Genomic DNA, 20,251 nt, shown 5'->3' with positions numbered 1-20,251 from the left:
TTGTCGTTATATTGTGTTTCCAGATATGCGTTGGACGAAATTTTCACAAAGTGTTCCAGACAATTCGCCCGCGCAACTCGGTTTGTCCCCCGTCCGAATGCTTGTATGAAAGAGTCGGGCAATGGGGCAGTAATCAATGGCAATGCTGCCGTTGATCGTGCAACATTTGCGCACCGCGCACGCCCCGGGGCCTGGAATGGCCAATAGAGGGCATGGCGCCGCTGTATTTTGCAACTTCAACTTCCAATGGGTCCTAAAACGACATGGCAAACCCGGACGCCCTGAATCAGCAGCGATCTTCCACTCGCCTGCTGCAACCGACCGTCAAATCGCATCTGGCCTACACGCTGCTGTGTGCCCTGGTCATGATGGTGATGTTTTCCGTGCTGCGCCTCGCGCTGCTGGTCTACAACCGCGAGATGATCCTCGATACCCCGGCTTCGACCTTCCTCGAAGCCTTCGCCAACGGCCTGCGTTTCGACCTGCGCCTGGTGGTCTACGTCTGCGTTCCGCTGGTGCTGGCGCTGTTCAGTGCCCGGGCGATGGCTGCGCGTGGCTTCTTCCGCCTGTGGCTGACCGTGGCGTCGAGCATCGCGCTGTTCCTCGGCCTGATGGAAATGGACTTCTACCGCGAGTTCCACCAGCGCCTCAATGGCCTGGTGTTCCAGTACGTGAAGGAAGACCCGAAAACCGTGATGAGCATGCTCTGGTACGGTTTCCCGGTAGTGCGTTACCTGCTGGCGTGGGTCATCGGCACCGTGATCCTGACCCTGGCCTTCAAGGGCGCCGACCGTGCGACCCGTCCACGCGGCCCGTTCAGCGGCGGCAACGTCGGCACCCGTCAGGTGGCGCCGTGGTACACCCGCCTGGCGGTGTTCGTGGTCTGCCTGCTGATCTGCGTCGTGGCCGCCCGTGGCACCCTGCGTCAGGGCCCGCCGCTGCGCTGGGGTGACGTGTACACCACCGAATCGAACTTCGCCAACCAGCTCGGCCTCAACGGCACGCTGTCGCTGATCGCCGCCGCCAAGGACCGCATGGGCGAGGACCGCGATAACATCTGGAAAGCCACCCTGCCGCAGGAACAGGCGCAGAAAGTGGTGCGCGAGATGCTGGTGATGCCGGACGACAAACTGGTCGATGCCGACATCGCTGCCGTGCGTCGTGACTACACGCCACCGGCCGACAAGACCCTGCCGATCAAGAACGTGGTCGTGATCCTGATGGAAAGCATGGCCGGTCACTCGGTCGGCGCCCTGGGCGCACCGGGCAACATCACACCTTACCTCGACAAACTGTCGAAGGAAGGTCTGCTGTTCGACCGCTTCTTCTCCAACGGCACCCATACCCACCAGGGCATGTTTGCGACCATGGCGTGCTTCCCGAACCTGCCAGGTTTCGAATACCTGATGCAGACCCCGGAAGGCAGCCACAAGCTGTCCGGTCTGCCGCAGCTGCTCAGCGCGCGCAAGTATGACGACGTGTATGTCTACAACGGCGACTTCGCCTGGGACAACCAGTCGGGCTTCTTCAGCAACCAGGGCATGACCAACTTCGTTGGCCGTAACGACTTCGTCAATCCGGTGTTCTCCGATCCGACCTGGGGCGTGTCCGACCAGGACATGTTCGACCGTGGTCTGCAGGAGCTGAAGGCACGGGAAAACGGCAAGCCGTTCTACGCGCTGCTGCAAACCCTGTCCAACCACACGCCGTACGCCTTGCCGACGCCATTGCCGGTCGAGCGCGTGACCGATCGCGGCAGCCTCAACGAACACCTGACCGCCATGCGTTACGCCGACTGGGCGCTGGGTCAGTTCTTCGAGAAGGCACGCAAAGAGCCGTACTTCAAGGAAACCCTGTTCGTCATCGTCGGTGACCACGGTTTCGGCAACGAACGCCAGATCACCGAAATGGACCTGGGCCGCTTCAACGTGCCGATGCTGATGATCGCCCCGGGCATTCAGGAAAAATTCGGCACTCGTGACCACACCGTGGGTACGCAGATCGACATCGTGCCGACCATCATGGGCCGTCTGGGTGGCGAAGTGCGTCATCAGTGCTGGGGGCGTGACCTGCTCAACCTGCCGGCCGGCGACACCGGTTTCGGTGTGATCAAGCCGTCCGGCAGCGAGCAGACCACCGCCATCGTCACTGCCGACCAGATCCTGGTGCTGCCGAAAGAGAAGGAAATGGCGCCGAAGATCTACCAGTACCAACTGGGCGCGAACCCTTCTGCCGAGATCATTCCGGACGCACCGCGTACCGCCGAACTGAAGCTCAAGCTTGAGGCGTTCCTGCAAACGGCGACCAAGAGCCTGATGGACAACACCGCCGGTGTGATCAACGGCAAGCCGGACTGATAAAACCGCTGCATAAAAAAGAGGCCCCTGAGGGCCTCTTTTTTTTGTCTTGGGGTTTTATATCCTGCCAAGTAACAGCAAGACCAACAGCACCACCAACACCACGCCGATAATGCCCGAAGGACCATAACCCCAACTTCTGGAGTGCGGGAAGACCGGCAGACCACCGATCAGCAACAGGATCAGGATAATGATAAGAATTGTGCCCATGTCGATTTCCTTGTTTATAGCGTTCGAGAAGACTTGGTGTTCAAGGGCGACTGGAGGCTAACTAATTCCAGACGGCTTACAAATTCCGACTGGTGCGAATGAAAGAAAATTCAATGTTTTTTTAATGTATTTGGATTACTCGTTTATTTCCTTTAAAGCGCGAGATCAAAAGATCGCAGCCTTCGGCAGCTCCTACAGGGAATTCATGTAGGCGCTGCCGCAGGCTGCGATCTTTTGATCCTGTATTCAGCAATCTGATGGAGCGTGGGTGGCCAGTGTTCCTTCGCTACACTCCGTGCATCTCCTACGGAACAACAAGGCTGTCTGCTATGCAAAATCGCATGATGATCACGGGTGCGGGCTCAGGTTTGGGTCGCGAAATCGCGCTGCGCTGGGCGCGTGAAGGCTGGCAGCTGGCCTTGTCCGACGTCAGCGAACCTGGCCTGCAGGAAACCCTGAAGCGGGTGCGCGAGGCCGGTGGTGACGGTTTCACCCAACGTTGCGATGTGCGTGACTACAGCCAGCTCACCGCGTTTGCCCAGGCTTGCGAAGTGAAGCTCGGCGGTATCGATGTCATCGTCAACAACGCCGGTGTGGCGTCCGGCGGGTTCTTCAGCGAACTGTCGCTGGAGGATTGGGACTGGCAGATCGCGATCAACCTGATGGGGGTGGTCAAGGGCTGCAAAGCGTTCCTGCCGCTGCTGGAGCAGAGCAAAGGCAAGATCATCAACATCGCTTCGATGGCTGCACTGATGCAGGGCCCGGCGATGAGCAACTACAACGTGGCCAAGGCCGGTGTAGTGGCGCTGTCGGAAAGTTTGCTGATCGAACTGGCGCAGCAGGAAGTCAGCGTGCATGTGGTCTGCCCGTCGTTCTTCCAGACCAACTTGCTCGACTCGTTCCGTGGTCCGACCCCGGCCATGAAAGCCCAGGTCGGCAAGTTGCTGGAAAGTTCGCCGATCACGGCTGCTGACATTGCAGACTATATCTACCAGCAAGTGGCCGCCGGCGAATTCATGATCCTGCCGCACGAGCAGGGGCGCATGGCCTGGGCGATCAAACAGAAGAACCCGCAACTGATCTACAACGAAATGACCACCATGGCCGATAAAATGCGCGCCAAGGCCAGACAAACCAACGGCTGAACTTGCCCCGAGGATGTTGCGTCGTTAGGGTGGCCGCAATGGTCACCCTGTCGAGACACATCAATGCTCAATTACCTGTGGTTTTTCCTCGCGGCGCTGTTTGAAATCGCCGGCTGTTTCGCCTTTTTCATGTGGCTGCGTCAGGGCAAAAGTGCCTTGTGGGTGATCCCGGCGCTGCTCAGCCTGACCCTGTTCGCCCTGTTATTGACCCGCGTCGAAGCGGCTTACGCCGGGCGCGCCTATGCCGCCTATGGCGGGATCTACATCGTCGCGTCGATCGGCTGGCTGGCGGTGGTCGAGCGCGTTCGCCCTTTGGGTTCGGACTGGATCGGCGTGGCGCTGTGCGTGATCGGCGCGAGCGTGATTCTGTTCGGTCCGCGCTTTTCCGCCCCGTGAGGCGAGGCTGTTTAGTGATTTGCAGGAAATGTCTGACGGGCGCAGCGCTCGTGGGTGTAGGGCAAGACTGAATTGCTCACGACGTATTGTCGAGCGCGCGCCCACCGCGCATCTTCAGGGCTGGCTAACCCTGAAGGACGAACTCCATGCTTGTACTCAGCCGTGTAGTGGGCGAGTTGATTTCCATCGGTGACGACATTTCCGTGCGCGTGTTGTCAGTCAACGGCTCCAGTGTGCGCTTTGGTGTCGAGGCGCCGCAGAAGGTCAATGTGCACCGTTCTGAAGTCTATCAGCGGATCCAGCGCAAACAGGTCACCGAAAAGGTCCGCTAGTCGAACAGATGCTTGGGCACATCGTGTTTGAGCATCAACTGGCATTGTTCGCTTTCCGGGTCGAAGACGATCAGCGCCTGGCCTTTGGTCAGCGCCTGGCGCACGCGCAGCACGCGGGTTTCCAGCGGTGTGTCATCACCGTTGTCGGTGCCGTCGCGGGTGACGAAGTCCTCGATCAGGCGGGTGAGGGTGTCGACTTCAAGAGCGTCGTAGGGAATCAGCATGGGCACCTCGGTTCAATCAATGGCGGGATGCTACGGCGATTGGAGGCTGGCTGCCAGTTTTGTGTGGGCAGTATCGGCCTCATCGCGAGCAGGCTCACTCCTACAGGGAAATGCATTTCAACTGTAGGAGTGAGCCTGCTCGCGATAGCCATAGTTCAGACAACAAGGATTCAGCTGTCCGAACGCTGCCCCACCAGACTGTCCACCGACGGCACTCGCGTATCGCTCTCCATCTGTGTCTCATGCTCGATCTGGTGACTGAAGCGATCCAGCGAAGCATTGGCCGGCGCCGCATCGCTGGCAAATACCGGCGGACTCAAAATGTACGCCCCGAGCAAACGACTGAGCGCCGCCAGACTGTCGATGTGCGTACGTTCATAACCGTGAGTGGCATCGCAGCCGAAGGCCAGCAGGGCGGTGCGGATGTCGTGCCCGGCGGTGACTGCCGAATGCGCGTCGCTGAAGTAATAGCGGAACAGGTCGCGCCGTACCGGCAGTTCGTTTTCACCGGCCAGACGCAGCAAATGCCGCGACAGGTGATAGTCGTAAGGGCCACCGGAGTCCTGCATCGCCACGCTCACCGCGTGTTCGCTGGAGTGCTGGCCGGGCGCGACCGGCGCGATGTCGATACCGACGAATTCGCTGACGTCCCATGGCAATGCCGCCGCCGCACCGCTACCGGTTTCTTCAGTGATGGTGAACAGTGGGTGACAGTCGATCATCAACTCCTGACCGCTCTCGACGATGGCTTTGAGCGCAGCGAGCAATGCCGCAACCCCGGCCTTGTCGTCGAGGTGACGGGCGCTGATGTGACCGCTGTCGGTGAACTCCGGCAGCGGGTCGAACGCCACCACGTCGCCGACGCTGATGCCCAGCGAGTCGCAATCGGCCTTGGTCGCGCAGTAGGCATCCAGACGCAGCTCGACGTGATCCCAGCTGATCGGCATCTCGTCTACGGCAGTGTTAAACGCGTGCCCGGAGGCCATCAGCGGCAACACGCTGCCGCGTATCACGCCATTGTCGGTGAACAGGCTGACCCGGCTGCCCTCGGCGAACCTGCTCGACCAGCAACCGACCGGGGCCAGGGTCAGACGGCCGTTGTCTTTCACTGCACGCACGGCGGCGCCGATGGTGTCGAGGTGCGCGGAGACGGCGCGGTCGGGGCTGTTTTTCTTGCCCTTGAGGGTGGCGCGAATGGTGCCGCGACGGGTCATTTCGAAAGGGATGCCAAGTTCTTCCAGACGCTCGGCGACGTAGCGCACGATGGTGTCGGTGAACCCGGTAGGGCTGGGAATGGCGAGCATTTCCAGCAGGACTTTTTGCAGGTAGTTCAGATCCGGTTCAGGGATTTGAGTGGTCATGGAAACTCCTGATGAGTTGAGGCGCATCGATGGTTTCGATGAGAAGGGATTTGTGGTGCCTGATTCGGCCCCTTCGCGAGCAGGCTCGCTCCCACATTTGGATGAGTTCCCCTGTGGGAGCGAGCCTGCTCGCGAAGGCGTCAGTCCAGACACCTCGGAATCAAGAAACAGCCGGCTGACTGTGCGGAAACAACAGATCGACAAATCGCTCTGCCGTCGGCTGCGGCTCGTGATTGGCCAGGCCGGCGCGTTCATTGGCTTCGATAAACACGTACTCGGACTGATCCGCCGCCGGCACCATCAAGTCGAGGCCAACCATCGGAATGTCCAGCGCCCGCGCTGCACGGACGGCGGCATCGACCAGGGTCGGGTGCAGAATCGCCGTGACGTCTTCCAGCGTGCCACCGGTGTGCAGATTGGCCGTGCGACGGACGAACAGGTGCTCGCCCGCCGGCAGGATGCTGCTGTAGTCATACCCGGCCGCGTGCAGGGTGCGTTGGGTTTCGTGATCCAGCGGGATCTTGCTCTCGCCACTGGTAGCGGCTTGCCGACGCCGGCTCTGCGCCTCGATCAATGCACCGATCGAATGATGGCCGTCACCGACCACCTCGGCGGGACGACGAATCGCTGCCGCCACCACTTCAAAACCGATCACCAGAATCCGCAGGTCGAGGCCTTCGTGGAAGCTTTCCAGCAGTACGCGGCTGTCGAAACGCTTGGCGGCTTCGATGGCCTGCTGCACCTCTTCGATGCTCTGTAGATCCACCGCCACGCCCTGGCCTTGTTCACCGTCGAGCGGCTTGACCACCACACGCTGATGCTCGTCAAGAAACGCCAGGTTGTCGTCGGCGTTGCCCGCCAGTTGCTGCGAAGGCAGCTTCAGGCCGGCGCCTTTCAACACTTTGTGGGTCAGGCTCTTGTCTTGGCACAGACTCATGCTGATCGCGCTGGTCAGGTCGCTCAGCGATTCGCGGCAACGCACCCGACGTCCGCCATGGCTGAGGGTGAACAGCCCGGCTTCGGCATCGTCCACCTGCACGTCGATGCCGCGCCGGTGCGCTTCCTCGACGATGATCCGCGCATAAGGGTTGAAGTTGGCTTCCGGCCCGGGCCCGAGGAACAGCGTCTGATTGATGCCGTTCTTGCGCTTGATGGCGAAGGTCGAGAGGTTGCGAAAACCGAGCTTGGCGTAAAGATTTTTGGCCTGACGGTTGTCATGCAGCACCGACAGATCCAGATAACTCAGACCACGACTCATGAAGTGCTCGATCAAATGCCGCACCAGCACTTCACCGACACCGGGCCGCGAGCACTGCGGATCCACTGCCAGGCACCACAGGCTGCTGCCGTGTTCCGGGTCGTTGAAGGCTTTCTGGTGATTGAGGCCCATGACGCTGCCGATCACCGCGCCACTGTCTTCATCTTCGGCCAGCCAGTACACCGGGCCGCCCTGATGATGCGGAGTCAGGCGCGTGGCATCGATCGGCAACATGCCGCGGGCCTGATACAGCAGATTGATCGCTTGCCAGTCCGCTTCGCTTTGCGCGCGGCGAATGCGGAAGCCGCGAAACACGCGGGTGGCCTGGCGGTAATCGCTGAACCACAGGCGCAGAGTATCGGACGGGTCGAGAAACAGTTGCGTCGGTTCCAGACCGAGAATCTGCTGCGGCGCGGCGACGTATAGAGCGATATCGCGCTCGCCGGGCTGCTCGTTGAGCAGTTCTTGCGCCAGTGTCGCCGGGTCCGGGAAGGTGTGGCCGATCAGCAGCCGGCCCCAACCGCAGTGCACGGCGATGGGGTCGGCGCCGAGTTCGCTGCCGTCTTCGGCCAGACGCGCCTGCAAGCGTTCATACGACGGTGCCTGACCGCGTAACAGGCGCTGATTGATCGCTGTGGCGTGAGGTTTCATCAATCAGATTCCTTGTTCACTGAGCCACAGGTTCAGGGCCGCCAGTTGCCACAGTTTCGAGCCGCGCAACGGCGTCAGTTGGCCTTGCGGATCAGTCAGCAGTTTGTCGAGCATGGCCGGGTTGAACAGGCCGCGATCCTGGCTCGGATCCAGCAGCAGTTCACGCACCCAGTTCAGGGTGTCGCCTTGCAAGTGCTTGAGGCCCGGCACCGGGAAGTAGCCTTTCTTGCGGTCGATCACTTCACTCGGGATCACCAGGCGCGCGGCTTCTTTGAGCACCTGTTTGCCGCCATCGGGCAGCTTGAACTGGCCGGGAATCCGCGCTGACAGTTCAACCAGTCGATAGTCGAGAAACGGCGTGCGCGCTTCCAGGCCCCAGGCCATGGTCATGTTGTCGACGCGTTTGACCGGGTCATCCACCAGCATCACCGTGCTGTCCAGACGCAGCGCTTTATCCACTGCCGCATCAGCTCCGGGTTGAGCGAAATGCTCCTTCACGAAGTCGCCGGCCGCGTCATTCGCTGTCAGCCATTTCGGCTGTACGGTGGCCGCGTAGTCTTCGTAGCTGCGGTCGAAAAACGCCGCGCGATAGGCTGCATACGGATCCGCTGCGCCGTCGACTTGCGGATACCAGTGATAACCGGCGAACAGCTCATCCGCGCCCTGGCCGCTCTGCACCACTTTGCAATGCTTGGCCACTTCGCGCGACAACAGGTAGAAGGCGATACAGTCGTGGCTGACCATCGGCTCGCTCATCGCACGGAACGCGGCGGGCAGTTGCTCGATGATCTCTTTTTCGTCGATGCGCAATTGATGATGTTGAGTGCCGTAGTGCTTGGCGATCAGATCGGAATACTGGAATTCATCGCCACGCTCGCCGCCGGCATCCTGGAAACCGATGGAAAAGGTCGACAGGTTTTCCACGCCGACTTCACGCAGCAGGCCGACGAGCATGCTTGAATCGACACCGCCGGAAAGCAGCACGCCGACATCCACCGCTGCGCGTTGACGGATTGCCACGGCCTCGCGGGTGCTGTCGAGTACACGGTCGCGCCAGTCTTCGAGGGTCAGGTTTTTCTCGTCGTCGTGTGGGCCGTAGGGCAGGGTCCACCAGGTTTTCTGTTCGGTGCGGCCATCGGCTTCGACGCGCATCCAGGTCGCTGGCGGCAGCTTTTCGATGCCCGCGAGCAAGGTGCGTGGAGCGGGCACCACCGCGTGGAAATTCAGATAGTGGTTGAGCGCCACCGGATCGAGGATCGGGTTGATGTCGCCGCCCTTGAGCAGCGCCGGCAGGGCCGAGGCAAAGCGCAAACGCTGGCCGGTGCGCGACAGGTACAAAGGCTTCACGCCGAGACGGTCGCGAGCGATGAACAGGCGCTGGGCATCACGCTCCCAGATGGCGAACGCGAACATGCCGTTGAGTTTCGGCAGCAGCGCTTCGCCCCAGGCGTGGTAGCCCTTGAGCAGCACTTCGGTGTCGCCACCGGAATAGAAGGCGTAGCCCAGCGCTTCGAGTTCGGCGCGCAGTTCCGGGAAGTTGTAGATCGCGCCGTTGAAGGCCAGGGACAAACCGAGCTGGCTGTCGATCATCGGCTGCGCCGAGCCGTCCGACAGGTCCATGATTTTCAGGCGACGATGGCCCAGGGCAATTGGCCCTTGGGCATGGAAGCCCCATGCGTCGGGGCCGCGGGGGGCCAGGTGATGGGTGATTCGCTCTACCGCTGCAAGGTCTGCAGGTTGATGATCAAAACGTAACTCGCCAGCTAATCCGCACATAAAGTCCTTACCGGTTTTTCCGTTGGGGAGGGGTGATTCAAGTCAGGCCAAAATGGCCGGTACTCAGAAACTGACCCGCTGCAGATGTGGGAGTTTTAGAACGATGAGTTATAAGAGGGGGCGACTGACCAGCGGCCAGTCGCGATTTTTCATTTGCCGCGAATCAACGTGCGCAGCGCGAAACGATTGGGGTGGCAGGCTTCGGCGACACTTCTGGGCAGTGGCAGCGGCTCGTTGTCCAGCCACGCCGCGAGCAGTTCGCCAGACAGCGGCGCGGTGATCAGCCCGCGTGAACCGTGGCCACTGTTGACGTACAGGCCATCGAGCCACGGGCAGGCGATGTCCGGCACTTGTCGCGCGTCCTTGCTCAACGCGGCGTAGGCCTGAGTGAAAGCTGCGCGGTCAGCGAGGGGGCCGACGATCGGCAGATAGTCGGGACTGGTGCAGCGGAATGCGGCGCGTCCCTCCAGAGTTTCCGGGGGCAGTTGATTGATGTGCAGGCGCGCCACCAGATCGCTGGAGATCTCTTCGAGCATCGCCAGATTGCCCAGGTGTTCGGCGGTGGTCGGGGTCAGGTCGTCGCTGTTGAAGTCGAAACTCGCGCCCAGCGTGTGTTCGCCCAAGCGTGCCGGCGCGACATAACCTTCGGCGCAGACCACGGTGCGCAGCGCCTGGCTTTCAGTGGTTTGCGGCAGGCGCGTGATTTGCCCGCGAATGCGCTTGAGCGGCAACTCGGCACTTTGCGCAAAGCGTTTGATCTCCGCCGCGCCGGCCAATATCACCACCGGCGCGCTGGCGAGCACGCGCTCGCCGTCGAGGGCTTGCCACTGACCTTCGACCTTGCGCAGTTCCAGCGCATCGTGATGCTTGAGCAGTTCGATGTTCGCTTGCGCGGCTTGTGCCTGGCACAGCGCCGGCGGATGCACCCAGCCGCCTTCGGGGTAGAACAGCCCGCCGTGTGCCAGCGCAATCCCGGCTTGGATCTCGGCTTGCGGCTGATCGAGCCAGTGCACCAGATCTTCCGGGAATGCCGCGGCCAGTTGCGCCTGACGCTCGGCTTCCTTGGCGTTGAACGCCAGTTGCAGCACGCCGCAATCGTCCCAGTCGGTGCCGCGTTGCAGGGTTTCCAGCAGACGGCGGGTGTAGCCGAAGCCGCTGACAATCAGTTGCGACAACGCGGTGCCGTGGGCCGACAACTTCAGGTACAGCACGCCCTGCGGATTGCCCGACGCTTCCTGTGCCACGGCCTCGTGACGCTCCAGCAGACTGACTTGCCAGCCGCGCGCGGCGAGGCTGGCAGCGGTCGCACAACCGGCCAGCCCGGCGCCGATCACCAGCGCGCGCCGCTCGCCGGTCAGCGGGGCAGGGCGAGCGAACCACGGTTTGTCCGGCAGTGGTGGCGCGACGTCCTGCGGCCAGCCGAGAAACTCGCCGCGCAGGATCTCCCACTTGTGGCCGATGCCCGGCGTGCGTTTCATCTTGAACCCGGCGGCGTTGAGCAGACGCCGCACCCAACCGGTGCTGGTGAAGGTGCTGATGGTCGAGCCCGGCGCCGCCAGTCGCGCCAGTTCGACGAACAGTTCAGCGGTCCACATGTCGGGGTTTTTCGCCGGGGCGAAACCGTCGAGAAACCACGCATCAATCTGCGCATCGAGTTGCGGCAGTTGCTCCAGCGCATCGCCGATCAGCAGCGTCAGCGTCACGCGGCCATTGCCGAGAATGATCCGCTGAAAGCCCTGATGGATCGCCACGTACTGCGTCAGCAGTTGATCGGCCAGTGGCTTGAGCTGCGGCCACAAGGCCAGCGCCCGTTGCAGATCGGCCGGGCTCAACGGGTATTTTTCGACGCTGACGAAATGCAGCCGCGCACCGGCCACCGCGTACTGTACGAACAACTGCCAGGCGCAAAGGAAATTCAGCCCGGTGCCGAAGCCGGTTTCGCCGATCACCAGCCGCCCGTGCGCCGGCAGCGCGGCAAAGCGCTCGGCCAGACGGTTCTGTTCGAGGAACACGTAACGGGTTTCATCCAGCCCCGACTGGTCGGAAAAATACACATCATCGAACACCCGCGAGCGCGGGCGTCCCTGGTCATCCCAGTCGAGTTGGGCATGGGGCAATACAGGTTTCATGGCAGGCTCGGCAACGACAAGGCGGCCATTCTAGCTGATCGGGCGGAGCGTGCTTGATCCATGGCAAGGCCTGGCTGTGCAGCCTCGAAGACAATCAACGATTTGGGCGCGGATCAGAGCAACCTGTGGCGAGGGGATTTATCCCCGATCGGCTGCGTAGCAGTCGCAATCCCGCTACCAGCGTGCATCTGGCGTTGAATGGCTTTGGGGCCGCTGCGCTGCCCATCGGGGATAAATCCCCTCACCACAGAGTTTTTCTTGAAGCCAAAAGGAGCGGAATTTCTCCGTCGTGCCCATGCCCAATCCGCTAGTCTTGCTGAATCCTGGAAGGAGCCGTCCCCATGTTTGAATCCGCCGAAATCGGCCATGCCATCGACAAAGAGACTTACGACGCGGCTGTACCTGCCTTGCGTGAAGCACTGCTGGAAGCGCAATTCGAGTTGCAACAGCAGAAGCGTTTTCCGGTGATCATTCTGATCAACGGCATCGAGGGCGCCGGCAAGGGCGAGACCGTCAAGTTGCTCAACGAGTGGATGGACCCGCGTCTGATCGAGGTGCGTACTTTCGATCAGCAGACCGATGAAGAGCTGGCGCGGCCACCGGCGTGGCGTTACTGGCGGATGCTCCCGGCCAAGGGGCGGATGGGCGTGTTCTTCGGCAACTGGTACAGCCAGATGCTTCAGGGCCGGGTTCACGGTCTGTTCAAGGATCCGCGTCTGGACCAGGCGATCAACGCCGCCGAGCGTCTGGAAAAAATGCTCTGCGATGAAGGCGCGCTGATCTTCAAGTTCTGGTTCCACCTGTCCAAGAAGCAGATGAAAGCGCGGCTCAAGGCGCTGGCCGACGACCCGCTGCACAGCTGGCGCATCAGCCCGCTGGACTGGCAGCAATCGCAGACCTACGACAAGTTCGTCAAATACGGCGAGCGCGTGTTGCGTCGCACCAGCCGTGACTATGCGCCGTGGCACATCATCGAAGGCATGGACGCCAATTATCGCAGTCTCGCCGTCGGCAAAATTCTGCTGGAGGGCCTGCAGAATGCGCTCAAGCGCCCAGAGGTGCATACCGAAGAGGTCAACGCCGCCCCGTTGGGCACGGCGGTCGATCAACTCAACCTGCTCGACAGCCTCGACCTCAATCAGCGGCTGGAAAAGAAAGACTACGAAGAACAACTGATCACCGAGCAGGCGCGGCTGTCCGGGCTGATGCGCGATAAACGCATGCGCCGCCACGCACTGGTGGCGGTGTTCGAAGGCAACGATGCGGCGGGCAAGGGCGGGGCGATTCGCCGGGTGGCGGCGGCGCTCGATCCGCGTCAGTACAGCATCGTGCCGATTGCCGCGCCCACTGAAGAGGAGCGCGCGCAGCCGTATCTGTGGCGCTTCTGGCGGCATTTGCCGGCGCGGGGCAAGTTCACCGTGTTCGACCGCTCCTGGTATGGCCGGGTGCTGGTGGAGCGGGTCGAGGGCTTCTGCAGCCCGGCCGACTGGCTGCGGGCTTACAGCGAGATCAACGATTTCGAAGAGCAGATCGCCGACGCCGGGGTCATCGTCGTCAAGTTCTGGCTGGCTATCGACAAGGACACGCAGATGGAACGTTTCCAGGCTCGTGAGCAGATTCCATTCAAGCGCTTCAAGATCACCGAGGACGACTGGCGCAACCGCGACAAGTGGGACGCCTACCGCGCCGTCGTGGGCGACATGGTCGACCGCACCAGCACCGAGATTTCGCCGTGGACGCTGGTCGAGGCCAATGACAAACGCTGGGCCCGGGTCAAGGTCTTGCGCACGATTAACCGAGCGCTTGAGGAAGCTTTCGCGAAGTCCGACAAACGCGCGAAAAAACACAAGGACTGAGCCGATGGACCCGCATACGCGGGGTGAATGATTGTCGCGGTCGGCGGCAGGGTGGACTTATGCTCGGTCCACTCTCCTCCGACAACAACAATTGAGGTATGCCATGCGTGAAGTGGTGATCGTCGACAGCGTGCGGACCGGCCTGGCCAAGTCCTTTCGCGGCAAGTTCAACCAGACCCGCCCCGACGACATGGCGGCCCATTGCGTCAACGCGCTGCTGTCGCGCAACGACATCGACCCGGCCAGCGTCGAGAACTGCATTGTCGGCGCCGGCTCCAACGAGGGCGCGCAGGGTTACAACATCGGCCGCAACGTGGCGGTGCTGTCGCGTCTGGGCACCGGCGTGGCCGGCATGCCCCTCAACCGTTTCTGCTCTTCGGGGTTGCAGGCGATTGCGATTGCCGCCAACCAGATCGCCTCCGGTTGCAGCGACATCATTGTTGCCGGCGGCGTCGAGTCGATCAGCCTGACCCTGAAAAGCGTCAACACCGATCACCTGATCAACCCGCTGCTCAAGCAGCAGGTGCCGGGCATCTACTACACCATGGGCCAGACCGCCGAAGTGGTTGCGCGCCGTTACGACGTCAGCCGCGAGGCCCAGGATCGTTACGCGCTGCAGAGCCAGTTGCGCACTGCCCAGGCGCAGGCGGCCGGGCTGTTCAATGATGAAATTGTGCCGATGTCGGTCAAGTACCGGGTCGAGGACAAGAACAGTGGTGAGGTGCAGATCCTCGATGGCATCGTCGATCACGACGACTGCAACCGCCCGGACACCACTTACGAAAGTCTCGCCGGACTGAAACCGGTGTTTGCCGAGGACGGCTCGGTCACCGCTGGCAACTCATCGCAGCTGTCTGACGGCGCCTCGATGACGCTGGTGATGAGCCTGGAAAAAGCCCTGCAACTGGGGCTCAAGCCGAAGGCGTTTTTCCGTGGTTTCACCGTCGCCGGTTGCGAGCCGGACGAAATGGGCATCGGCCCGGTGTTCTCGGTGCCGAAACTGCTCAAGGCCAAAGGCTTGCAGGTGGCGGATATCGATCTGTGGGAGCTGAACGAGGCGTTTGCTTCGCAATGTCTGTATGCCCGGGACCGGCTGGAAATCGACAACGACAAATACAACGTCAACGGCGGCTCGATTTCCATCGGCCACCCGTTCGGCATGACCGGGGCGCGGCAGGTCGGGCATCTGGTGCGTGAGTTGCAGCGGCGTAACCTGCGTTACGGCATCGTGACCATGTGCGTGGGGGGCGGGATGGGGGCGACGGGGTTGTTTGAGGCGGTGCGCTGAACCCTGGAAGGTGGGGTGGTTGATCTACCGCTTTCGCGAGCAGGCTCGCTCCCACATTGGAATGCATTCACCTGTGGGAGCGAGCCTGCTCGCGAAGAGATCGACCGGATTTACCGGTTGGAATCCAGAAGCTGCATCCGCGCGATATACGCTTTTATTTCCTGCTCAGCCTTATCCGGGGAATCGAACGGCCCCTCAAGGGTGTTCTCCCGCGTGCTGAAAAACAGTTCGCCATTGACCCGACACAACCGGTCGCTGCGAAAGTGCGTGGCGGGGGCGCTGTCATCGGCGCGCATTCCGTACATGATCCGGCTCCTTAAGTGATCCGTTGCAGGGATCCAATCAGCTTATGCCTGAAGCACTTGGCGCGCCTCGTCAGCCGATCAACGGCAAAGCGTCAATTTAATGCTGCGACCTGCACAGTTTCATTCGCGGCCTGGCCCGAACTGTCCCTGTGTTGCGTCTGTCGGCGGGCCTAGAATGACCGCTCTCGTCAGCAGGCATTGGGGTTCGCATGCACATTTCATCCGGTCGCTGGGTTTACGGTCTGTTCCTGGCGCTGCTGACGGCGTTTTTGTGGGGCATCCTGCCAATCAAACTCAAGCAGGTGCTGCAGGTGATGGACCCGATCACCGTGACCTGGTTTCGCCTGTTGGTGTCGGGCGGCTGCCTGTTCATCTACCTGGCGGCCACGCGCCGCCTGCCGAGCCGCAAGGTGCTCGGCCCCCGGGGCGGCTGGCTGGTGCTGATGGCGGTGCTCGGGCTGGTGGGCAACTACGTGCTGTACCTGATGGGCCTTAACCTGCTCAGCCCCGGCACCGCGCAACTGGTGGTGCAGATGGGGCCGATCATGCTGTTGATTGCCAGCCTGTTTGTGTTCAAGGAGCGCTTCAGCATCGGTCAGGCCATTGGCCTGGCGGTACTGCTGATCGGTTTTGTGCTGTTCTTCAATCAGCGTCTGGCTGAACTGCTCACCTCATTGTCGGACTACACCGCCGGCGTGTTGCTGGTGCTGTTGGCCTCGACGGTCTGGACCTTCTACGCATTGGGGCAGAAGCAATTGCTCACGGTGTGGAATTCGTTGCAGGTGATGATGGTGATCTACCTGTTCTGCGCGCTGTTGCTGACGCCGTGGGTGCATCCGCTCGAAGCACTGGAACTGAGTCCGCTGCAGGGCTGGCTGTTGCTGGCGTGTTGCATGAACACGCTGATTGCCTACGGCGCCTTCGCTGAAGCACTGGCGCACTGGGAGGCCTCTCGGGTCAGTGCGACGCTGGCGATCACGCCATTGGTGACCTTTGGCGCGGTGGCGATTGCCGCCGGGGTGTGGCCGGAATATGTGCATGCCGAGCAGATCAATGGGCTGGGTTATGGCGGGGCGGTGCTGGTGGTGCTGGGGTCGGCGCTGGTGGCGTTGGGGCCGTCGTTGATTGCCGGGCTGAGGGCGCGGCGACTGCGCATTGCAGCCAGTTAGACCGCGCTGCTCCCATTCGCGAGCAGGCTCGCTCCCACATTTGAACGCTTTTCCAACATGGGAATGCGGTCCACTGTGGGAGCGAGCCTGCTCGCGAAGACGGACTTTCAGGCGCTACAAATCTCAGCCCTTGGCGCCAGCCTCGATCATGTTCTCCGGCCGCACCCAGGCATCGAACTCTTCATCGGTCAGATAGCCCAGCTGCAGCGCCGCCTCACGCAAGGTCAGGCCTTCGCCGTAAGCCTTCTTGGCGATTTCCGCCGACTTGTCGTAACCGATGTGCGGGTTCAGCGCGGTCACCAGCATCAGCCCACGTTCCAGGTGCTGGGCCATGACCTGCGCGTCCGGCTCAAGGCCGGCAATGCAATGCTGCTGGAAGTTGCTGCAACCGTCGGCGAGCAGGCGGATCGATTGCAGCAGGTTGTGAATGATCACCGGTTTGTACACGTTCAGTTGCAGGTGGCCCTGACTGGCGGCGATGCCGATGGTGACGTCGTTGCCCAGCACCTGGCAGGCCAGCATCGACAGCGCTTCGCACTGAGTCGGGTTGACCTTGCCGGGCATGATCGAACTGCCCGGTTCATTGGCCGGCAATTTGACTTCGGCAAAGCCTGCGCGAGGGCCGGAGCCGAGCAGGCGCAAGTCGTTGGCGATTTTCATCAGCGCCACGGCGAGCGTCTTCAGGGCGCCGGACAGACTGGTCAGCGGCTCGTGTCCGGCCAGCGCGGCAAACTTGTTCGGCGCGGTGACGAACGGCAGGCCGGACAGCGCGGCGAGTTCGGCGGCAATCGCTTCGCCAAAGCCGTGCGGCGAATTCAGGCCGGTGCCGACCGCAGTGCCGCCCTGCGCCAGTTCACACACCGCCGGCAGCGCGGCGCGGATCGCCCGCTCGGCATAATCCAGCTGTGCTATGAAGCCCGACAATTCCTGACCGAAGGTGATCGGCGTCGCGTCCATCATGTGCGTGCGACCGGTCTTCACCAGTTTCATATGGCGTGCCGCCAACTCGGCCAGACCGCCGGACAGCTCGGCGATCGCCGGCAGCAATTGCTCCTGCACGGCTTTGGCAGTGGCGATGCTCATGGCGGTGGGGAAGCAGTCGTTGGAGCTTTGCGAGCGGTTGACGTGATCGTTGGGGTGCACCGGCGTCTTGCCGCCGCGCGGGTTGCCGGCCAGTTCGTTGGCGCGACCGGCGATCACTTCGTTGACGTTCATGTTGCTCTGGGTACCGCTGCCGGTCTGCCAGACCACCAGCGGAAACTGGTCGTCGTGCTGGCCGTCGAGGACTTCGTCGGCGGCCTGTTCGATCAGGCGGGCGATGTCGGCGGGCAGGTCGCCGTTGCGGTCGTTGACCCGGGCGGCGGCTTTCTTGATCAGGGCCAGGGCGTGCAGTACCGGCAACGGCATGCGTTCCTGACCAATGGCGAAGTTGATCAGCGAGCGTTGCGTCTGAGCACCCCAGTAGGCGTCGTCCGGGACTTCGATCTGGCCCAGGCTGTCGGTTTCGATACGGCTCATCGTGCACACTCCTGTTGGTTCGTTTGCGCAGTTTAGGCCCGGTCAGGCCCAGGTGGTTCCCTCGAACCGATTGTTGACCGGTAAAACCCGGGCAATCAAGCGCGGCAAGGCTCGGGGGTTGAGCCACGAGGTTTTTTAGGCGCAGAATGGTCGCCCTTGGGGTTTTACCTCGCCTAGCTGAAAAGGAAACTCGATGACTCGTCTTCGTGCCATCTGCACCGCGGTTGCACTGGTTTGCGCCAGCGGCCAGGTGCTTGCCGATACCGCCAGCCACAACGCCAGTGCTGAAGCTTTCCTGACCCTGGCGCACGCTGACAAGCTGGGCACTCCGGTGTACATGCAAGTGCAGCAAATGTTCGCTCAGCGTTTTGAACAGACCAAAGCCCCGGAATCCAAGAAAGCCGTACTGGAAACCTACCAGGCCAAGGCCAACGCCGCCCTGGACCAGGCCATCGGCTGGAACAAGCTCAAGCCTGACATGGTCAAGCTCTACACCAGCAACTTCAGCGAATCGGAGCTCAAAGACCTGGTCGCGTTCTACCAGTCGCCACTGGGCAAGAAAGTCCTGGAAAAAATGCCGCAGCTGACCCAGCAATCGGCCCAGATGACCCAGGCCAAGCTGGAAAGCGCCGTGCCTGTCGTCAACAAGTTGCTCGACGACATGACCAACGAGCTGGCACCGAAAGGCGCTGCGCCGGCCAAGAAGAAGTAAGCGGAGTTCGTGATGACCATGCAACAACGCATCGAATCGACGCTGGGCCTGCTGCAGCCTGAGCATCTGCAAGTGCTGGACGAAAGCCACATGCACAGTCGCGGGTTACAGACGCACTTCAAGGCAGTGGTGGTCAGCGCGCAGTTCGAAGGCCTGAACCGGGTCAAGCGCCACCAGAAAGTCTACGGCACGCTCGGCGAGCTGATGGGCGAGTTCCATGCGTTGGCGCTGCACACCTACACCCCGCAGGAATGGGCAGAAGTGGGCGCCGCTCCGGCGTCGCCGACCTGTGCCGGCGGTAGCAAACACTGATATTGGATGCAGTTGTGGCAGGGGCTTTTGTGGTGAGGGGATTTATCCCCGATGGGCTACGAAGTAGCCCTGAAACCATTCAATCCATTTACAACCGTTAAACCGCATTCTCAGGATTTACGACTGCTGCGCAGCCGATCGGGGATAAATCCCCTCACCACAGTAGTTTTGACAGAACCTAAATCCACCGTGTTTTTGCTAGAATCCGCAACGCGCCGCTCACCCGGCGCGTTTTTTTTGAATCCGGTTCACCCTTTGCGAGGGTAGCCACCTGGAGAAATACCTATGACACAACCGATTGTCGTGGCGGCACTGTATAAGTTCGTCACCCTCGAAGATTACGTTGACCTGCGCGAGCCCCTGCTGCAAGCGATGGTCGACAATGGCATCAAAGGCACTCTGCTGATCGCCGAAGAAGGCATCAACGGCACCGTGTCCGGCAGCCGCGAAGGCATCGACGGCCTGCTCGCCTGGCTGAAGAACGACCCGCGCATGATCGACATCGACCACAAAGAGTCGTACTGCGACGAGCAGCCGTTCTACCGCACCAAGGTCAAGCTGAAGAAAGAGATCGTCACCCTTGGCGTCGAAGGCGTGGACCCGAACAAAAAGGTCGGCACTTACGTCGAGCCGCAGGACTGGAACGCGCTGATCAGCGACCCGGAAGTGCTGCTGATCGACACCCGCAACGACTACGAAGTGGCGATCGGCACCTTCGAAGGCGCCATCGATCCGAAAACCACCAGTTTTCGCGAATTCCCCGACTACATCAAAGAACACTTCGACCCGGCCGTGCACAAGAAGGTCGCGATGTTCTGCACCGGCGGCATTCGCTGCGAGAAAGCCTCCAGTTACATGCTGGGCGAGGGGTTCGAAGAGGTTTACCACCTCAAGGGCGGCATCCTGAAGTACCTCGAAGAGGTGCCGCAGGAAGAAACCAAGTGGCAGGGTGACTGCTTCGTGTTCGACAACCGCGTGACCGTGCGTCACGACCTCAGCGAAGGCGACTACGATCAATGTCATGCCTGCCGCACACCGGTCAGTGTTGAAGATCGCGCCTCCGAGCACTACGTGGCCGGCATCAGCTGCCCGCATTGCTGGGACAAGCTGAGCGAGAAAACCCGCCGCAGCGCCATCGATCGGCAGAAGCAGATCGAACTGGCCAAGGCGCGCAACATGCCGCACCCGATCGGCTACAACTATAAACAAGCACCCACCGAGGCCTGATCATGACTGCGCGCCTGCTCTATGT

At 61.4% G+C, this 20,251-nt stretch carries 18 protein-coding genes; 10 read left to right on the top strand and 8 right to left on the bottom strand.

Translation table 11 applies throughout. The annotated features are described in order from the left end of the window. Nucleotides 1-263 precede the first annotated feature (263 nt). Complete coding sequence (locus AC3WMV_RS13550; RefSeq protein ID WP_027612395.1) at nt 264-2,357, top strand: LTA synthase family protein; 2,094 nt, start codon at nt 264-266, stop codon at nt 2,355-2,357. A gap of 57 nt (nt 2,358-2,414) precedes the next feature. On the opposite strand, the gene AC3WMV_RS13545 is transcribed toward AC3WMV_RS13550, so the two are convergent. Then, a complete protein-coding gene (locus tag AC3WMV_RS13545) occupies nt 2,415-2,573 on the bottom strand; it encodes a DUF3309 family protein (RefSeq protein WP_169432680.1) in 159 nt (52 codons plus the stop codon). Nucleotides 2,574-2,896: 323 nt separating this feature from the next. Between AC3WMV_RS13545 and AC3WMV_RS13540 the strand changes: the two genes are divergently transcribed. The 3 genes from AC3WMV_RS13540 to csrA all read left to right on the top strand — a co-directional run bounded on the left by AC3WMV_RS13540 (nt 2,897) and on the right by csrA (nt 4,440). Beyond that, the gene (locus AC3WMV_RS13540; protein WP_097088415.1) at nt 2,897-3,712 is read left to right on the top strand and encodes an SDR family oxidoreductase; all 816 of its coding nucleotides are present in this window, start codon (nt 2,897-2,899) and stop codon (nt 3,710-3,712) included. A gap of 63 nt (nt 3,713-3,775) precedes the next feature. Continuing rightward, on the top strand, nt 3,776-4,108 hold the full coding sequence (locus AC3WMV_RS13535; protein WP_096794907.1) for a YnfA family protein: 333 nt from the start codon (nt 3,776-3,778) through the stop codon (nt 4,106-4,108). A gap of 146 nt (nt 4,109-4,254) precedes the next feature. Beyond that, nucleotides 4,255-4,440, top strand: a complete 186-nt coding sequence (csrA, locus tag AC3WMV_RS13530) for a carbon storage regulator CsrA (protein WP_027612397.1) — start codon at nt 4,255-4,257, stop codon at nt 4,438-4,440. Here csrA and AC3WMV_RS13525 read toward each other — a convergent pair. The 5 genes from AC3WMV_RS13525 to mnmC all read right to left on the bottom strand — a co-directional run bounded on the left by AC3WMV_RS13525 (nt 4,437) and on the right by mnmC (nt 11,839). Then, entirely contained in the window at nt 4,437-4,664 is a 228-nt protein-coding gene (locus AC3WMV_RS13525; RefSeq protein ID WP_003192759.1) for a YheU family protein, read from the bottom strand. The genes csrA and AC3WMV_RS13525 overlap by 4 nt on opposite strands. 170 nt (nt 4,665-4,834) lie before the next feature. After that, nucleotides 4,835-6,025, bottom strand: a complete 1,191-nt coding sequence (locus AC3WMV_RS13520) for an osmoprotectant NAGGN system M42 family peptidase (RefSeq protein ID WP_027612398.1) — start codon at nt 6,023-6,025, stop codon at nt 4,835-4,837. A 160-nt stretch (nt 6,026-6,185) separates the two neighbouring features. Continuing rightward, a complete protein-coding gene (gene ngg / locus AC3WMV_RS13515; protein ID WP_103369251.1) occupies nt 6,186-7,934 on the bottom strand; it encodes an N-acetylglutaminylglutamine synthetase in 1,749 nt (582 codons plus the stop codon). Nucleotides 7,935-7,937: 3 nt separating this feature from the next. Further along, on the bottom strand, nt 7,938-9,710 hold the full coding sequence (locus AC3WMV_RS13510) for an N-acetylglutaminylglutamine amidotransferase (RefSeq protein WP_095137247.1): 1,773 nt from the start codon (nt 9,708-9,710) through the stop codon (nt 7,938-7,940). Between the two features lie 149 nt (nt 9,711-9,859). Beyond that, nucleotides 9,860-11,839: a bifunctional tRNA (5-methylaminomethyl-2-thiouridine)(34)-methyltransferase MnmC2/FAD-dependent 5-carboxymethylaminomethyl-2-thiouridine(34) oxidoreductase MnmC1 gene (mnmC, locus tag AC3WMV_RS13505; protein WP_103369252.1), complete on the bottom strand. Its 1,980-nt coding sequence runs from the start codon at nt 11,837-11,839 to the stop codon at nt 9,860-9,862. A 341-nt stretch (nt 11,840-12,180) separates the two neighbouring features. On the opposite strand from mnmC, the gene pap reads away from it, so the two are divergent. Next, nucleotides 12,181-13,695, top strand: a complete 1,515-nt coding sequence (pap, locus tag AC3WMV_RS13500) for a polyphosphate:AMP phosphotransferase (RefSeq protein ID WP_103369253.1) — start codon at nt 12,181-12,183, stop codon at nt 13,693-13,695. A 103-nt stretch (nt 13,696-13,798) separates the two neighbouring features. Next, the gene (locus AC3WMV_RS13495) at nt 13,799-14,983 is read left to right on the top strand and encodes a thiolase family protein (RefSeq protein ID WP_103370563.1); all 1,185 of its coding nucleotides are present in this window, start codon (nt 13,799-13,801) and stop codon (nt 14,981-14,983) included. A gap of 110 nt (nt 14,984-15,093) precedes the next feature. Here AC3WMV_RS13495 and AC3WMV_RS13490 read toward each other — a convergent pair whose 3' ends face one another. Continuing rightward, nucleotides 15,094-15,288 (bottom strand): DUF6316 family protein, encoded by a 195-nt coding sequence (locus AC3WMV_RS13490; RefSeq protein ID WP_103368368.1) that lies wholly within the window; start codon nt 15,286-15,288, stop codon nt 15,094-15,096. Nucleotides 15,289-15,497: 209 nt separating this feature from the next. Between AC3WMV_RS13490 and AC3WMV_RS13485 the strand changes: the two genes are divergently transcribed. Further along, nucleotides 15,498-16,457, top strand: a complete 960-nt coding sequence (locus AC3WMV_RS13485) for a DMT family transporter (RefSeq protein WP_103368367.1) — start codon at nt 15,498-15,500, stop codon at nt 16,455-16,457. A gap of 123 nt (nt 16,458-16,580) precedes the next feature. Here the strand turns inward: AC3WMV_RS13485 and AC3WMV_RS13480 are convergent, their stop codons facing one another. Then, complete coding sequence (locus tag AC3WMV_RS13480) at nt 16,581-17,975, bottom strand: class II fumarate hydratase (RefSeq protein WP_103368366.1); 1,395 nt, start codon at nt 17,973-17,975, stop codon at nt 16,581-16,583. A gap of 193 nt (nt 17,976-18,168) precedes the next feature. Here AC3WMV_RS13480 and AC3WMV_RS13475 point away from each other — a divergent pair, with 193 nt between their 5' ends. From AC3WMV_RS13475 to trhO, 3 genes are all read left to right on the top strand, one after another. Continuing rightward, on the top strand, nt 18,169-18,687 hold the full coding sequence (locus AC3WMV_RS13475) for a DUF2059 domain-containing protein (RefSeq protein WP_003226938.1): 519 nt from the start codon (nt 18,169-18,171) through the stop codon (nt 18,685-18,687). Nucleotides 18,688-18,699: 12 nt separating this feature from the next. Then, nucleotides 18,700-18,999, top strand: coding sequence for a BolA family protein (locus AC3WMV_RS13470; RefSeq protein ID WP_003226935.1), 300 nt, complete (start codon nt 18,700-18,702; stop codon nt 18,997-18,999). Nucleotides 19,000-19,284: 285 nt separating this feature from the next. Further along, nucleotides 19,285-20,226, top strand: coding sequence for an oxygen-dependent tRNA uridine(34) hydroxylase TrhO (gene trhO / locus AC3WMV_RS13465; RefSeq protein WP_103368365.1), 942 nt, complete (start codon nt 19,285-19,287; stop codon nt 20,224-20,226). Nucleotides 20,227-20,251: the final 25 nt, after the last annotated feature.

This window comes from Pseudomonas sp. FW305-3-2-15-E-TSA4 (genome assembly GCF_058787295.1).
Note: the sequence above shows the minus strand (reverse complement) of the source record. Positions and strands in the feature narration are given on the sequence as shown.

Excerpts from the sequence above, each read along its gene's own strand:
- AC3WMV_RS13550 (WP_027612395.1), top strand. The coding sequence starts at position 264 with ATGGCAAACCCGGACGCCCTGAATCAGCAGCGATCTTCCACTCGCCTG.
- AC3WMV_RS13540 (WP_097088415.1), top strand. The coding sequence starts at position 2,897 with ATGCAAAATCGCATGATGATCACGGGTGCGGGCTCAGGTTTGGGTCGC.
- AC3WMV_RS13535 (WP_096794907.1), top strand. The coding sequence starts at position 3,776 with ATGCTCAATTACCTGTGGTTTTTCCTCGCGGCGCTGTTTGAAATCGCC.
- csrA (WP_027612397.1), top strand. The coding sequence starts at position 4,255 with ATGCTTGTACTCAGCCGTGTAGTGGGCGAGTTGATTTCCATCGGTGAC.
- AC3WMV_RS13525 (WP_003192759.1), bottom strand. The coding sequence starts at position 4,664 with ATGCTGATTCCCTACGACGCTCTTGAAGTCGACACCCTCACCCGCCTG.
- AC3WMV_RS13520 (WP_027612398.1), bottom strand. The coding sequence starts at position 6,025 with ATGACCACTCAAATCCCTGAACCGGATCTGAACTACCTGCAAAAAGTC.
- ngg (WP_103369251.1), bottom strand. The coding sequence starts at position 7,934 with ATGAAACCTCACGCCACAGCGATCAATCAGCGCCTGTTACGCGGTCAG.
- AC3WMV_RS13510 (WP_095137247.1), bottom strand. The coding sequence starts at position 9,710 with ATGTGCGGATTAGCTGGCGAGTTACGTTTTGATCATCAACCTGCAGAC.
- mnmC (WP_103369252.1), bottom strand. The coding sequence starts at position 11,839 with ATGAAACCTGTATTGCCCCATGCCCAACTCGACTGGGATGACCAGGGA.
- pap (WP_103369253.1), top strand. The coding sequence starts at position 12,181 with ATGTTTGAATCCGCCGAAATCGGCCATGCCATCGACAAAGAGACTTAC.
- AC3WMV_RS13495 (WP_103370563.1), top strand. The coding sequence starts at position 13,799 with ATGCGTGAAGTGGTGATCGTCGACAGCGTGCGGACCGGCCTGGCCAAG.
- AC3WMV_RS13490 (WP_103368368.1), bottom strand. The coding sequence starts at position 15,288 with ATGTACGGAATGCGCGCCGATGACAGCGCCCCCGCCACGCACTTTCGC.
- AC3WMV_RS13485 (WP_103368367.1), top strand. The coding sequence starts at position 15,498 with ATGCACATTTCATCCGGTCGCTGGGTTTACGGTCTGTTCCTGGCGCTG.
- AC3WMV_RS13480 (WP_103368366.1), bottom strand. The coding sequence starts at position 17,975 with ATGAGCCGTATCGAAACCGACAGCCTGGGCCAGATCGAAGTCCCGGAC.
- AC3WMV_RS13475 (WP_003226938.1), top strand. The coding sequence starts at position 18,169 with ATGACTCGTCTTCGTGCCATCTGCACCGCGGTTGCACTGGTTTGCGCC.
- AC3WMV_RS13470 (WP_003226935.1), top strand. The coding sequence starts at position 18,700 with ATGACCATGCAACAACGCATCGAATCGACGCTGGGCCTGCTGCAGCCT.
- trhO (WP_103368365.1), top strand. The coding sequence starts at position 19,285 with ATGACACAACCGATTGTCGTGGCGGCACTGTATAAGTTCGTCACCCTC.